This window comes from Paenibacillus sp. MAH-35 (assembly GCF_058135425.1).
The window spans coordinates 32,386-47,836 of sequence record NZ_JBYUPU010000015.1 but is presented as its reverse complement, the minus strand read 5'-3'; the positions used below and the strand labels follow the sequence as shown (position 1 = coordinate 47,836).

Here is a 15,451-nt window from a genome sequence, read left to right as displayed (position 1 = left end):
TATCTTGAAACGGAAACGGTTAGTAGGAGCGATATGCGCCCTATGTCTGATCAGCATGTTGTGGTGCGGTGCAGTCAGTGCGAATCAAGCCGGGGAGCGGGTTCATTGGTCCGCCGCGAAAACGTTCATCTACGAGGGGCTGCACCCGTATACGTTGAACTGGAGCGGGGACGTGCTGGACCGCGGGGGATTATCGCTAGCTACGCTTAAAATCACTACGTCGAGTAAGGACGCGGACATCGTGATTAACCAATACGGCGCGATGGGAGCGGCAGGGATCTTAAAGCTTGCCGGAGAGAAGCTGGAGGAGGCGACGGACCGTCCGCGCTCCGGCTTCACGAACTCGGTCACGCTCGAAGAACAGGCGCTGTATCTGATTAAGCTGCACGACGGCCAACTTGCCAAAATCCGCATCGACTCGTTGTCGGCAAGCAAAGCGTCTTTCTCTTATGTAACCGAGGCAAAAGCATCGCAGTCGTCGCCAGCACCTTCTACGGAAGGCGGCAAAAGCCAGTCCGGACCCGGCACAACACCCGAATCTTCGGGGGCCGGCGCACCGAAACAGACAACGGCCCCCGATCTGGGCGAAGGGACGCGATGGTCCGACAGCTACGAAGTACCGGTGCCGGAGCAGCTCCCGTATCCGCTCAAGATTTATTTGACCTTGGACAGCAAGGAAGCATCGGTTCACGACAAGCGCAACCGGAATACGGACTACCGTCTTCATACCGCGCCGTTTCTGCTGGACGGCCGGACGATGGTTCCGCTTCGCTTCATCGGAGAGGCGCTTGGCGCCAAAGTGGTCTGGGGAGCGGAAGATCAATCGATCACGCTGCTGAACAATCCCGGCATAACGATCCAGCTGTGGATTAACAACAAGCAGGCCGTCGTCAACGGCAACACCTACGAGCTGGATGTGGCGCCTGTCATTCACGAGGAGTCTGCGGTTATTCCTTTGCGTTTTGTGAGCGAGCACTTGAACATGTTCGTCTATTTTAATCAAGGCGATCTTTTGATTACCGACACCGAGAACCCCTATTTTGAAATCGGGGCGGATCTCAAGCCCCCTTCATCGGCAGGACCCGAATCTTCTTCGGCCGCGGGTACGGAGGATGCATCCTTTTTCTACGGCACATGGAACTTATGGATTCCCGGAGGATACGCCCCGACAAGTTCGGTTACCCATGGGGACGGGTCCCGGACGGTCACCCATTCGTACACCCCGGGAGCCGCCGGAGACTGGATCGAAATACGCGAGGACGGCACTTACTCCTGGCTGGATCTGGGCAAAACGTACCAGGGGAAATGGGCCGGAAGCGGCAGCGTGATCACGTTGCTGGGCGGACCGATGGATTCGGACTGGTCGATGCGCAAGGAAAGCGATACGGAAGTCAAAATTTTTGCATGGGGGCTGGAGTATAAAGGTTCGAAAGCGTCGGAATAGCCATATCTCATGTACAACCAAAAGACACCCGGGAGGGTGTCTTTCGGTTTAAAGGGCTAAAACCGAAGAACGCATACGTTTTTCACCGTGCTGGGGGAGAAGTGCGGTATGGTTGGGCTGCGGAAATGCAAGGAGCGGGGAGGAGGGCTGGAGTGCCCTGGAGGTGGATAAAATCCCAATATTTTAAGTATTGACAACTTGCTTGATAACGATTATCATTTTCAACTGAATAGCAATTATTTTAATGTAAGTAGATTGATCGGTAAAGTTAGTGAATTTATTCATATCGCTTAGGGGGATTTATTTTATGAACCGGTTGAATAGGCCGCTACTTGTCTTTGCCTGTGTCCTGCTTGTATTCCTGACAGCCGCTTGCGGAGCGGGAAGCAGCGCTTCCAAGGAATCCGGGACGCCCGCGCCAAGTCCGGCTCCGAAAGCTTCGTCGGGAAGCAGAGAGATCCAGCATGCTCTTGGCACGACGGTGATCAAAGGAACGCCGAAACGCGTAGTTGCGCTGGAATGGTCCCTTGTGGAGCATTTGCTGGCGGTAGGCGTTCAGCCTGCCGGGATCGCCGATATTAAAGGATACAAAACGTGGGTGAACATTCCCCCGCAGCTCGATGCAAGCGTAGCTGATGTAGGTTCGCGTACGGAGCCGAGCCTGGAGGCGATCGCGGCCTTGAAGCCGGATCTGATCATCGCTCCGGACTTCCGGATCAAGTCGAGCTATGAAGCTCTAAGTAAAATTGCTCCGACACTTGCCTTCAATCCGTATCCGGCGGAAGGAGCAGGCAACCAGTACGACGAGATGGAGAAAACGTTCAAGACGGTGGCCGAGCTGATCGGCAAAAAAGCGGAAGCCGACAAAGTGCTGAGCGATCTGCAGAAGTCGTTCGACGAATCCAAGGCGAAGCTGAAAGCGAAAGGCAAGGAAGGGGCGGAGGTTGCCGTCACCCAGGCGTATTCGCAGCAAAACGCCGCCGTCCTGCGGATGTTTACCGACAATTCGATGCTGTCGCAGATTATGCACCGGATCGGACTGAAAAATGCGTTCAAATCGTCGAAGTTCGAATCCAACGGATTCTCGACAACCAGCGTCGAAGCGCTGCCAGCGGTCCAGAACGCCAATTTCATCTATATCGTTCAAGACAACGACAACATATTCGACAAGCAACTGAAAGACAATGCGGTCTGGAACGGACTGACGTTCGTCAAGGAGAAACGCACGTACAGGCTGCCGGGCAATACGTGGACGTTCGGCGGACCTCTGTCTGCCAAATCGATCGCTGATCTCGTAACCGACTCCCTTACCAAATGACCAGCATGAGAACCCATTCGATCATGATGGATGCCGCCCGGCCAGCGGGATGGACGACGGCATTCGTATTCGGGGGCGGCTTCGTTATACTCGCCGCCCTTCTTTTCGTCAGTCTGACGTACGGCGAAGCAGACATTACACTGCGCCAAGTGGTGGATGCGATCGCCAATCCGCAGGACAATCCCGCGCATCATATGGTGCGGGGCGTACGCCTGCCGAGAGCGGTCATGGGACTTCTCGCCGGCGCCGCGCTCGCTGTGTGCGGTGCGCTGCTGCAAACCGTAACGCGCAATCCGCTCGCATCGGCGTCTACGTTCGGCTTAAACGCCGGCGCCTACTTTGTGATTATGGCGGCGGCTATATTTCTGCCCGCCTTGAAGGCCGGCGCTCCGCTGCTGCTTGGCCTTGCGGGAGCGCTCGGCGCTGCGGCGATGACGTATTTGATCGCGGGAGGCAAGCGGGGCACGCCGGTGCGAATGGCGGTGGCCGGCATGATTGTCGGCCTGGTGCTCGCTTCCTTCACAAGCGCGCTGCAGCTGCTGTTCGAGACCGAAGCGTCCCAGCTGCTTGCCTGGGGAGCCGGCTCGCTCGTACAGAACGACTGGAGCGGCGTACAATATGCCGCGCCTTGGATTATCGTCGGAATCGTTTTTGTGATGTTTCGCGCACGCGCTTTCGACATGCTGGAGCTTGGGGAGGAGACGGCCCGTTCCCTCGGCCAGAAGGTGGACACGGCGCGCTTCACCGGCATTGCTGCCGCTGTCCTGCTTGCCGGCGTGACGGTAAGCGTCGTCGGACCGATCGGCTTCGTCGGCTTGATCGCGCCGCATCTGATCCGCCTTATGGGCTTGCGCCGCCATCTGTACTTGTTGCCGGCCAGCGCCTTGTGGGGGGCGGTGATTCTCGTCGGCGCCGATACGATCGCCCGGATGTTCCGCAGCTCGATCGGCGAGCTGCCGGCGGGGGCGGTTACGGCCCTGATCGGCGCGCCGTGGCTCATCTGGCTTACCGTACGCGTGATGAAGGACCGGCAGACTCAGGAAAACGGCTCGTCCATGAGTATCGGTGCAACCGGTGCGCGCATTCCGTATCCGGTACTCGTCACCGGGGCTTTGCTCCTGCTGGCGGTCTTGATTACCGGCGGGTTAATGGTGGGGACTTTGCGGCTGTCCATAAGCGAAGTATGGCTTGCGATGACGGGCGGAGGCCAGGAGTTTGTGCGCAGCGTCGTGATGGACCTGCGTCTTCCCCGCATATTGGTCGCGGCGTTCGCAGGCGCGGCGCTGGCGATTGCCGGCTCGATGATGCAGAGCGCCGTGCGCAACCCGCTCGCCGATCCGTCGGTTATCGGGGTCACCTCGGGAGCAGGCTTCGGGGCGCTTGCCGTCATCGTGTTATGGCCGCAGGCTTCGGCCGCGATGCTGCCTGTAGGGGCCATCGCCGGCGCGGTGATGGCGGCGGTCCTCGTATACGCGTTTTCCTGGCGGAAAGGATTTAATCCGATCGTCCTTATTCTGGTCGGGATTGCCGTCTCCGCGATCGGGACGGCGGGCATCCAGTTTTTCGTAATCAAATCCGGAATCGCCGCGGCGCCGGGGCTGGCGTGGCTGGCTGGCAGCACTTATGCGCGCGGTTACGACGAATTGCTGCGTCTCGTGATCGCGGTCGGCTTGCTCGGACCGTTCGCATGGCGGCTCGGGAAGAGAATGGACCTGCTTGCCTTCGGGGATCAAGTGTCGCTGGGACTAGGGCTGAAGCTTCAGAGCACGCGTCTGATTGCGACCGCAATCGCCGTGCTGCTGGCGGCAGCGGCGGCCTCCGCCGTCGGCTCGATCGGATTTATCGGGCTGCTCGCGCCGCATGCGGTCCGCCTGCTGGTCGGCCACCACCATCGCAGAGCCGTCGTGCTTTCCGCGTTGATCGGCGCCCTGCTTCTCGTCGCAGCCGACCTGATCGGCAAAACAGTCATCGCGCCGAAAGAAATCCCCTCGGGCATTATCGTAGCTCTGCTCGGAACGCCGTATCTGCTTATGCTCATGTACCGGAGCGCGGTGCGGAAGTGACGGCGCCAACCTATGGAACACAATCTGGAAAGACGCCTATCCCTGGTAGGTGTCTTTTGGCTTTTTGGGCTGGAGCGAACGAACGCAGTAAGAGCAGTTTGTACCCTTGATTTTGTCCGAAACCCCGCTTGGACTCGGAATAAGAGCGGTTTGAAGCCGCTAAAATCCGCGAAAAGGGAAATCCACAATGAATCGACAGCCTCGCCAGAGACTCCTATTTTGTTCAGAGCTCGGTGCATACGGTTTGGCGAAGGGGAACACAACCTGCTCACAAAATGGAGGGGAACAGGCTTCATTTGGAGTCGAGTTGTTCCTGCAAAATCTCATCTACGAGCGGCTGGAGAGCGTAGGTACCCATCCCCTCCCACGCCCCAACGTGTGGGTCTGCACGACAAAGGACGTCCGGATGCTCCGATTATTCTTAAGAGTAAAGAAAGTATCATTTCTTAAGAAAAGCAACCTCTTACGCTGGGTCATTCGACGTGGGAAAAGCTTCGTTTAGTCGTTTAGAAGCTTTTCTTATTTTCGTTCGTTCCTGTATCGGGACACTTTCCGCGAAAAGATGTCCGCTCATCTTGTTGTTGGCTGACGGTTACGTCCGCTACACTTGTGTTACACGTACTCGAGGAGAGTCGCCGAAGCGAGTGCGGCATACAAGGAGGTGGTACGGCTTCGCAGATCGTCATACCAGTTGCTGTTGAGCGAGGCAATGCTGTTTTTGGTTCCATGGTCCGGTAAACCGAGGGGGTCATTCCGGTTTTTCGTTGAAACGGTCAAGAATGAAAGAGGGGTGGCTTGATCACATGAATGCAAACGCTTTCATAACACATTGCGCGATGCTTCCACAACAAGCGCCCTAATGCCGGAATCTATGAACTGCAGCTCGATAGCGAAGCGGTTACGCTTGTTGGGTAACAGGGACGGTCCGGATGTGCGAATTCGTCGTGGGGTTCACTCCTCAAAGGCAAGGTTCGCGCTCCAAAATGATTGCAATGTACTGGAGATTGAATAAAGGAAACACAGGGAGTGTGGGGTCATTGAAAATCGGCGTGATCGGCTATGGTCTGCGCTGCAGGGGAATGGTTAAGGAATTGGTGAAGCTCGGAGGCTGCCGGATCGCGGCCGTAGCAGACCCTGACATGGACAATGTCAGGCAGAAGCTCCAGGAGGACGGACACGACGCGCGGATGTTCGACTCGGCGGCTGACATGCTGGATGCGGTTGCACTCGATGCGGTCATGGTAGGTACGCGCTGCTCCAAGCATGTCGAGATGGCGGTTCAGGTGCTGGGACGGAACCTCCCGCTATTTCTGGAAAAGCCGGTCGCTACCACAATGCAGGACTTGATCGTCCTGCGCCGCAACTGCGAGACTTCCCGCTCGCCGGTCGTCGTCTCCCACCCGCTAAGGCTTACACCCGTCGTTCGTCTGGTGAAGGAGATCGTCGATTCCGGTCAGCTCGGTACCGTGGAGCATGCGCAAGCTTATTGCAATGTCCCTTACGGCCTCGTTTATTTCAAAGGCTGGTATCGGGACGAAGGAGAGACGGGCGGACTTTTTTTGCAAAAAGCGACGCATGATTTCGACTATCTCAATTTCATTTTGCAGGCAAAGCCTACCCAAATTTGCGCGATGACCTCCAAGCAAGTGTTTAAAGGCAACAAGCCTGCCGGACTCAAGTGCCCGGATTGCGACGAAAACGATACTTGCGAAGAAGGTCAGGCCCGGCAATGGGAGTCGTGTTGTTATGCCGAGGATACGGGCAACGAGGATTCGGGCAGCGCTTTGATCCGATATGAGAGCGGGATGCACGTTTCCTACTCCCAGAACTTCTTCGTCCGCCGCAAAGCGGGATTGCGGGGAGCACGGCTGATCGGGTACAAGGGAACGCTGGAATTTGATTTTTCCGGCAAAATTCGAGTGTTTCTGCATCATAAGCCAAGAGTGGATACTTACGAGCTGGAAGCCGAAAACGGTCACTCCGGCGGCGACGCCGCATTGGCACGCAACTTTATTCAAGTGATCCGCGGCGAGGGACGATCGATTTCGTCCTTGAATGACGGAATGCTCAGCGCGTACATGTGTCTGAAGGCGAGGGAGTCTGCGCAAACCGGGAGCTTCCAGCAGTTGAACTGGTAATTACACCTATATAAGTTGAAGTAAAAAAGTTGAACTAAATATCATCGATGGTAAAACCCAGTGTAGTGGAGAAAAGAAATGGGCTTCAATTTGCAGTTGTTCAACTTTATAGAGTAACGAAAAAGGAGCGATTCTATGTTTACTTTTCCTTCAACGGGCATAAAAACCGATCGGGCCGTCTTGTTCGGAATGGACGACAGTTATTTTCCTTTTCGCAAAAATGTGTCCCTCCATTTCAATAAACCTCAAGTAAGAAAAGAGCCGGTGCTGGCTCCTTCTAGCGACCCCGATGCGCCGGACTCGATTGCCGCCCAATTTTACGGGACCGTGCTGCACGAAGGCGGGAAGTTCCGAATGTGGTACGTGGGGATGAGCCTCGGGATGAATCCCGACATGCCCTCCGAAGACCGGGAGTGGTTGAAGAAAAGGCCCGCCCTGGAACGGATGATGATGGGGCCGATCTGCTATGCGGAAAGCGATGACGGCCTTCATTGGGTGAAGCCGAATCTCGGCCAATTGAAATTTAGAGGCAGCGTCAACCATAATGCGATCGATCTTCCCGATACGCTCATCCATTGCCCGACGATTATTAAAGATGAACAGGACCCGGACCCGAATCGGCGATACAAAATGGTGTATCAGTATTATATCCATACCGAGTCAAGCCGCAATGCGCCTACGATGCGCACGGCGACAAGCCCGGACGGCATCCGCTGGACTGCCGGCCCCAGAGGGCTTGTCCGGGAATTCGTCGAGCACTGCTCCTTCTATACCTACAACGGCTACTATATCGTAAACGGTCAGTCTATAGAGCCATACCGCAGAGGAGAAGGCGGGGCCCCCCGGGGCAGGCAAGGCTTCGTTCATATATCGCCGGATTTCGAGCATTGGCTGCAGGAAAGCGCGGAGTCGTTCGCACTTCAGGAACCGCAAGATCCCCGTCAGCGCGGAATGACCAAAATCTACGACCAGGTGCATCTCGGAACGGCCCCTCTCGTGTACGGAAATGTGGCGGTTGGGCTGTACTGCATTTGGCACCATCGTGAACCGTTCGCGGACATTTCCGGAGACTTCGGCCTGGTGCTAAGCGACGATGGCATTCGCTACCGCGAGCCAGTCAAGGGGCATGTTTATTTGCATGCAGGGGAGTCGCCGGCGACGCCGGTGCCCGGCAAACAGCTGCAAACGGTGCTGTGTCAGTCGAACGGTATTGTGAATATCGGAGACGAGACATGGATTTACCATGGACGATGGAGGAACGCTTGGCGTCCGGAGGGGGACTTGACGGAAGATTATTATGGGGAAGTGGCGCTGGCCATACTTCCGCGCGACCGATGGGGGTCCTTGAACGTGTATCCGGATCAGACGGAAGGTTCCGTATGGTCGGTGCCGATAATGTTGCCGGAAGGGAAATTCGAGTGGAGGCTCAACGCTGAAGATGCGGCGGGCATCCGGATCGAGCTGTCCGACGAGCGTTTTCAATTGATCCCGGAGTTTTCCGGAGGCAACAGCGGGATCGTACGGCAGGACGGTTTCGATTCCGTGGTCGAATGGCCGGGGGGAGAGCTGACGCAGTTGTCCGGTCGGCAGGTCCGGATTCGGGTTCATCTTGAAAAGACGGAACGGATCAACCCCCGATTATATGCGGTGTATGGGGTTTGCACGAATTAATTCGCTTATGGAATGCCGTTTGTGATCGAGAGGCTTAGTAATTTCATATAGGGGGCTACGTACATGGCGAAAATAGGAAAGGCAATCGGAGTAATCTGCATTGCAGCTTCGCTTCTCTCCGCATGCAGCGGCGGCAACAAAGAAAAAGTCGGCAATGACACGGAAAAAAGTACTCTCGATCAAGCTGCTGAGATGGAAACGGCGGAGATTGTATTTTATTCCCAGAACGGGGCTACTGAAAAAAGTTTTAACGAACTTTTCGGAGACAACTTGAGGAAAAAATTCCCCAATTATACGTTCAAATTCATTGAACGTACGGGAACAGGAACGTATTTGGCGGACTTGATGGCGGCCAAGACGCATTTTGACATCTACTTCGCATCGGTCGGACACTATGAATATGACGTTTTTCCATTCGATTTCCAGTACGATATGACCGAATTGATCAAGAAGCACAAAGTCGACTTGAATCGGCTCGATCCGTCGATGATCAGCGGCGTCGAAGCGTCTTCCCACGGGATTTACGCTTTGCCCGTTATGACGAATGCAATGGTGTTGTATTACAATAAAACGATTTTCGACAAATTCGGAGTCCCGTATCCGAAGGACGGCATGACTTGGGACGAGATCAACGAATTGTCCCGCAAGATGACCCGCAAGGAGGGCGATGTCCAATATATCGGATACGCGCCTTTCCCGAATTATATGATCTATATGAATCCGTTATCGATTCCCAATATCGACAAGCAAACCACGTTGCCCACCATTTATCAAAATGAAGGCTGGAAAAAGTTTTTCCAATCGTTTTTTGTAACGCCTGTCGAAATACCGGGAGTGAGGGACTACTTGCTGCAGGCGAAAGATCATATCGTCAACCAGTTTTTGTACCAGAAGGACGTAGCCATGCTTCCCTATGTATCCGGTTTGATTCCGGCGTGGACGGAATTGCTGGGTTCGATGGATTGGGACATCGTATCGCTGCCTACGTTCAAGGAAACGCCCGGGGTCGGCGCGCAGCCTTATTCGGTCTACTACGGTATAACCAAGATGGCCAAAAACAAGGATGCCGCCATGAAAGTTCTGAATTATATGCTCTCGGACGAGATCCAGAAGGGATTGGCTAGAACGGGGAACATACCGGTAATTAAGAGCGAGGCAACGCGAAAAGAACTCGGGCAGGACACGGTATTTAAAAATAAAAATTGGGGAGCGGTTTTCTACAACCAAATGGCCCAGGTTCCTTACAAAGGCCCTTATGATGTGCAGATCGCGGCCATATACGGCAGTTACGGCACCCAGGTCATGCAGGGCAAGCTGGATGTGAATACGGCTTTGCGCAAGGCCGAAGAAGACGCATTGAAGAAAATCCAGGAATTTCAGAAGCAGTAACCTGATCAGAAACCCGCTAGTATATCTTTATACGAAAGGTTGGATCACCTATGGAGAACGATGCGAAAAGGAAAGTGAACCGGCGTCAAGCGTTATTCGCTCTTGGTGCGGCCGGCGTCACGGCGGCTACGATCGGAACGGGAATATCCGTGGTCGCTTCGGGTGCCGAAAGCGAGGAAAAGAAACGGATGTCAGCTTCTGTGAAGAGGACGGTTCCTTCCATCGCCGAATTGCGGACTCTTCTCCCCGACTTCGATGGAGAAGTTGTATATCTGAATGGGAGACAGGCCGGAAGTTCGATCGGTGCGGGAAATTTCATGTATGTCGGTTCGAGTACCGCACCGGATGACGACGGCGTGACTGTTGGAAAATGGATCCGGCAATACAGCGACTATGAGGTGGATGCCGGCTGGTTCGGTGTTGGCAATGACGGTGCCGATTATGCGGATGAGTTGCAGGCGGCTATCCAGTATGCGGCGGCAGCGGCGAATATGGCCTCCGGCATGAGGGTTCATTTGCCCCGCGGTAAAATAGGACTGTCCCGCAAAGTCCTGTTGCCGAATCGCGTAGCCATCCACGGTGCCAATGGTCGCGGTACCGTTATTGAGGCGCTGAACGGCTTCACAGACGACTGTATGTTTCATGCCCACAACGGAACCAGCAGTATGTTCGGCAGCCGCCTGGTTGACCTGTTCATTGACATGAGGGGCCAAGGGGGAGCTAACGGACGTTGCATCTACTCGCAAGCCTGGCAGGAAACCTGCGGGTTGGAGAGAGTGTGTCTGATCGGCTTTCCGAAGTATGGTTTGGAACTAAGCAACGGCTACGGCGGTGCAGCGTATTTGCCGCTGAAAGATATTGAAATTTTCGGCGGCTCCATCGGAACGAATCCGACGGCTGGGATACATGTCCATCCGATCAGTCTGGTGGGCGGGTTCGTGCTTAGTGTGGATGGCGCTACGATAACCGGATCGTCCGGTTCCCAGCTCCCGGCCGCCATCCGTATGGCCAATGATTCTGCCGTCGTTCGGGGGCTGCATATCGAATTTGTAGGCGATGGGATTGTCATGTCCGGCGCCGGTTCCTTAAGCGTCGACACTTTCAACGGTTCCTACAATTCGGTGACGAATCTGATAGCCGCCGGGAGTTCGTTTACCGGTAAGATCTCGGCCCGCAATCTGATTCCGAACGGAGCGACCTATATATTTAAACGGAATAGTACCGGCTACGCGATCACAAGCTCGGGTCTGGGCATGGTTCCCGAACTCACTTATCCCGAGCCTGTCACGAACGGCGCACTGGCCTGGGCCGTATTCGATGCAAGCACTACGGCCAACGGCGCGGATGCAACGATGCTGGCCGCATCGGATAATGTGCAGAGGGTGGTTAAGGTAAGCGACGGAACATTCACACTGCTGTATAAGCGTAATCTTCCGGTGGGAGAGCGTGCGCTTCACTTGACAACGAATCTGAATAATGGGGATTGGATCAAGGTCAGCCATAACGGAAGTACCGCTTCAGGAGAAACGTTTCAGGTGTGGCGCAACATTTCCGGATCGCCTTCCCTGTACAATCCTCAACGGGGACGAATTACCGTTCACGGCAATCGGTTTTAAATCGTTTTGAAGATGAAGAAGGAGGGCTCTCCGAATATGGACGGGATCGAAGACGTCCCCCAACTTTTCGGGAACCCGTTGGAGGAACTTATGCTTAACATATTGGTCGATATGCCGGTAGACCGCGAGAAGCTGAAGCAGCTGCAAGACGTACCCGGCGTACGGGTACAAACAATCCCTCCCCGCGAGAAGCCGGAGCCGATTCCAAAGGAGCTTGCGCAAGACACGAACGTTTTGTTTTGTACGTTTCCGCCGACGAATATGGAAGATTGTGCAGCGCTTCGCATGATTCAGATCAGTTCGGTCGGTTATAACCAGGTGGTAAACATAGGTTTGGCGGAAAGGGGCATGAGGGTCTGCAACGCGCAAGGCGTGTTTGACGTTCCGATCGCGGAATGGAATCTGGCGATGATGTTTCAACTGGCGCGCGACATGCGCGGGATGTTCCGCAACCAGGAACAGAAAATATGGGACCGCTCGGCCCGGTTTCAGACGGAAATACGCGGCTTCAAGGTCGGGATCTGGGGGTACGGAGGAATCGGCCGGGAGACGGCTCGTCTCGCCAAGGCGATGGGCATGAATGTTCGAGTGCTCGTACGGGATCATGTGAAGGAGCGCGGCCATACGTATTGCGTTCCCGGAACGGGTGATCCTCTCGGCACGCTCCCGGACCGGGTGTTCACCAGCGGGCAAGAGGCGGCGTTTTTGGGGGATTTGGATGTTTTGGTCGTGGCTGTCCCTTTGACGAGGCATACGGAGGGGATGATCGGGGAAGAGGAGCTTCGGGCGCTGCCGCAAACGGCTTTTGTCCTGAATCCGTCACGGGGGCCGATTATATGCGAAGACGCTTTGCTGCGCGCCTTGCGCGAGGGATGGATCGCCGGGGCGGCCCTGGATACGCACTACCATTACCCGATGCCGCCGGACCACCCGCTGTGGGACTTTCCGAATGTGATTATGACGCCGCATATATCCGGGTCATCGCAGAGCACGCACTTTATGGAACGAATTTGGTCGATTTTTCTTGAAAATGTTCGAAGGGTTGTGCAGGGTGAACCGTTGCTGAACGAATTGTCGCCAAGCCAACTGGACGGGCAATAACGGCGAGGATCAGCGACCAAAGTGCCGACTACGCGAACATCAAGTTATATAGAGGGAGAGAACTTGCATGATTACAGATTCGTTGCAGCATATCAGACAATATTCGAGCGTGAGCCCCAGATTGGAGCGGGCGGCGTTGTTTCTGGAAACCCATGACTGCAAGGCGCTTGAGCCGGGCAAATACGAAATCGACGGCGACCATGTATACGCGCTCGTCCAGCACTACGAGACGAAGCCGAGGGAGAAGGGGCTGTGGGAAGCGCACCGGCAATATCTGGACGTCCAGTACATGGCGGAAGGTTGCGAAGCGCTGGGGTACGTCCCGATCGACCGGACGGAAGTGACCCGCCCCTATGATCGCGATGGGGATTACGCTTTATTCTCGGCATCCGGCGACTTCTTCACGCTACGGGAAGGACACTTTGCCGTGTTCGCTCCGCATGACGTGCATATGCCTGCCATTCAGCTGGAGGCGGCTCAAGCCGTCAAAAAAATCGTAATCAAGGTTTTGATTTAATCGCTACGCTAGTGCGATCGGGACAGCATCAAACGTCGAAGGACCGTCAGGGATTCCCTGGCGGTTTTTCATTTCTGAATCAATTGGAGGAACCCTATAAGAGCGGTTTGAAGCTGCTAAAATCGACGAAAAGGGTGCAGACGCGTCGAGTGGGTTGAAATAAGGGGTGCAAACCGCATCTATTCGTCTCTATCGTCCCCATATGCCGAAAATAGCGGGTGCCAGAGACTCTTAATTGCGGGGTTCACCGTTTATTTTCATTCTGTTACCGTGCCGCCCTGCGGCATGGACATCTTATTTGTGCAGGAACGTATATAATCTGCTCTGGGCGAGGCTGAACACGTTCTGTTCGAAAGAAGAAGCTTAGGGCTCATCGGAGGCCAAGCGGGTATCAAACGGTAGAAGGAATGATAAATATTTCTTATATGAGCAAATTGTACTATTATAAATATGTCGAATTTGTTACAATGAGCAAGTGTTCGACCTGATTAAGGAGGAATGGAATTTTGACAAATTCTAAAGTGTTAAAATGGGTTTCGGGTTCGCTGGAACTTTTTCTGGCCATCCCCATTTTAGGAGCGCTTGTGGTGATGGGGAGTTATTATACGGTACTCGGTGCCATGCTCGTTCTCCATATTGTGACCCTGGTCCTGTCCAAGCAAAATAACGAGCCCATATACGGTTCGGTGCTCGGAATCATCACCTCGCTGGTAGCCTGGATTCCGCTTGTAGGCTGGATTCTCCACCTGCTTTCCGGGATCTTCCTTATGGTTACCGCCGCTCAGAAAAGCAAACCGCCCGCATCCCATCATTATTAAGATCATGCCGCACACCTCCGTTCATCGGAACGGCCGTAAGCGTCAAGAAGCACCCGCAAGGGTGCTTTTTGCATGCCCGGGTAGTGGCGGAATGACCATGTTCAACGAAAAAAGACACCCGCCCCCCGGGTGCCTTTCCTGTTTCATTCGTCGCCTGATGCGCTCACGCGAGCCCCGTGCGTCTCTCGAATCGACGACAGTACGCCTCCAGCTCGCGGAAGGAAATCGTATAAAACGCCAGCTCGTTCACGACCGACCGGGTCGAGCCAGGCAGCGCGCTGAATTTGGCGAAAAGCTTATCCGTATCCGTCGGGTCCGCGGCAGTCCAGAACTGAACCTGCTCGACCTCGGGGTTGCCCTCCCGAATCAGATCGATAAGGGCGCGCAGGCCCTGTACGAACAAGGAGGTACGCCGGTATTCCGCCAAAATGAAAGCAACCTCCACCTGGCAGATGTGCCGATCCTCATACCCGTTAGCACCGGTGCCGTAGACGAAACCCGCCGCGCCGACGGTTTCGTAGGACTCTTCCTCGTAGGCAAGCATAGCTTTGCCGAAGATGAGAGGACTGCCGACGAAGCTGAGCTTCATGGCGAACGAATAAGGCAGGTTCAGCTCCGCATGATGCTGGAGCAGAAATTCAATGTACGACTTAAAGTTCATTTCCAGTTCGCATGGACGAAGTAGAAACGTCATTATTTCGGTTGTGCTCTCAGGGAATCGTTAGCGATAACGATTTTGCCGAATCCGCTGCCTTTTGTAGGTTTTTTGCCAAATCCGAGTGGTGGAATCATGTGCCGCACCTCCTATATGAGATTGAAATGTAATAGGTTTATTATCCTAATTATACCTTGAGAAACGAATTTAAAATAGCTTTGATTCTGTTAATTTTGACACAAAAAACGATTTCTTTGCCGAGGTTTCCTTCACGCTCATACCGGCTTTCGGTAAGTCTGGCATACAGCCTGCACAAGTATTCGTTCTCCGCCAAGGCGGCTAACCGGATTTCCTCTACTTCCGGATGGGCCGCGGCGATGTCGTGCACCATACGCCGGAACCCGTTCAGAAACAGACGGGTTCCCCGGTAAGCCGGATCTACAATGACGATGTCGATCAGCGCGATGTTTGTATCCTGGAACTCCTGCTCCGCAGTCCCGTGATAATAAGCGGAGGCGGCGATGACCCGCTGGTCGGTATCGAGAGCCAGATACAGATGCCCGTCCGTCAGATAGGAATAAAGCAGGGAGATTGCATCCAGCGTTGTAAAGGAAGGGTGTACGTCTTGTTTGTTTTGCAGTAAAAACAACCCGATTTTGGCATAATCGTCATCAGCGACGCAATGTTGGAAGTGTGCAGACATCGTGCTTTCCTTTCCGGC

12 protein-coding genes are annotated in these 15,451 nt (G+C 54.6%); 10 read left to right on the top strand and 2 right to left on the bottom strand.

The window, feature by feature from the left end:
• Window positions 1-4 precede the first annotated feature (4 nt).
• The 10 genes from AC3Y2E_RS17505 (at window position 5) to AC3Y2E_RS17460 (ending at window position 14,075) form a co-directional block, all read left to right on the top strand.
• Window positions 5-1,444 (top strand): copper amine oxidase N-terminal domain-containing protein, encoded by a 1,440-nt coding sequence (locus AC3Y2E_RS17505; protein WP_379212560.1) that lies wholly within the window; start codon window positions 5-7, stop codon window positions 1,442-1,444.
• Window positions 1,445-1,751: 307 nt separating this feature from the next.
• The gene (locus AC3Y2E_RS17500; RefSeq protein WP_379212558.1) at window positions 1,752-2,762 is read left to right on the top strand and encodes an ABC transporter substrate-binding protein; all 1,011 of its coding nucleotides are present in this window, start codon (window positions 1,752-1,754) and stop codon (window positions 2,760-2,762) included.
• A 5-nt stretch (window positions 2,763-2,767) separates the two neighbouring features.
• The gene (locus AC3Y2E_RS17495) at window positions 2,768-4,825 is read left to right on the top strand and encodes an iron ABC transporter permease (RefSeq protein WP_379212556.1); all 2,058 of its coding nucleotides are present in this window, start codon (window positions 2,768-2,770) and stop codon (window positions 4,823-4,825) included.
• Between the two features lie 1,028 nt (window positions 4,826-5,853).
• Window positions 5,854-6,963, top strand: a complete 1,110-nt coding sequence (locus tag AC3Y2E_RS17490; RefSeq protein ID WP_379212554.1) for a Gfo/Idh/MocA family protein — start codon at window positions 5,854-5,856, stop codon at window positions 6,961-6,963.
• A 135-nt stretch (window positions 6,964-7,098) separates the two neighbouring features.
• A complete protein-coding gene (locus tag AC3Y2E_RS17485) occupies window positions 7,099-8,634 on the top strand; it encodes a hypothetical protein (protein ID WP_379212552.1) in 1,536 nt (511 codons plus the stop codon).
• Between the two features lie 63 nt (window positions 8,635-8,697).
• Complete coding sequence (locus AC3Y2E_RS17480; RefSeq protein ID WP_379212549.1) at window positions 8,698-10,023, top strand: ABC transporter substrate-binding protein; 1,326 nt, start codon at window positions 8,698-8,700, stop codon at window positions 10,021-10,023.
• Between the two features lie 50 nt (window positions 10,024-10,073).
• Window positions 10,074-11,639: a putative phage tail protein gene (locus tag AC3Y2E_RS17475; protein WP_379212547.1), complete on the top strand. Its 1,566-nt coding sequence runs from the start codon at window positions 10,074-10,076 to the stop codon at window positions 11,637-11,639.
• A gap of 90 nt (window positions 11,640-11,729) precedes the next feature.
• Window positions 11,730-12,740: a D-2-hydroxyacid dehydrogenase gene (locus AC3Y2E_RS17470; RefSeq protein WP_379212545.1), complete on the top strand. Its 1,011-nt coding sequence runs from the start codon at window positions 11,730-11,732 to the stop codon at window positions 12,738-12,740.
• Between the two features lie 67 nt (window positions 12,741-12,807).
• Window positions 12,808-13,257, top strand: a complete 450-nt coding sequence (locus AC3Y2E_RS17465) for a NanQ anomerase/TabA/YiaL family protein (RefSeq protein WP_190930226.1) — start codon at window positions 12,808-12,810, stop codon at window positions 13,255-13,257.
• Between the two features lie 506 nt (window positions 13,258-13,763).
• Window positions 13,764-14,075, top strand: a complete 312-nt coding sequence (locus AC3Y2E_RS17460; RefSeq protein ID WP_190930225.1) for a hypothetical protein — start codon at window positions 13,764-13,766, stop codon at window positions 14,073-14,075.
• 163 nt (window positions 14,076-14,238) lie between these two features.
• On the opposite strand, the gene AC3Y2E_RS17455 is transcribed toward AC3Y2E_RS17460, so the two are convergent.
• Together AC3Y2E_RS17455 and AC3Y2E_RS17450 are read right to left on the bottom strand one after the other, a co-directional pair.
• Window positions 14,239-14,736: a hypothetical protein gene (locus AC3Y2E_RS17455; RefSeq protein ID WP_379212542.1), complete on the bottom strand. Its 498-nt coding sequence runs from the start codon at window positions 14,734-14,736 to the stop codon at window positions 14,239-14,241.
• Window positions 14,737-14,917: 181 nt separating this feature from the next.
• The gene (locus tag AC3Y2E_RS17450; RefSeq protein WP_379212540.1) at window positions 14,918-15,433 is read right to left on the bottom strand and encodes a hypothetical protein; all 516 of its coding nucleotides are present in this window, start codon (window positions 15,431-15,433) and stop codon (window positions 14,918-14,920) included.
• Window positions 15,434-15,451: the final 18 nt, after the last annotated feature.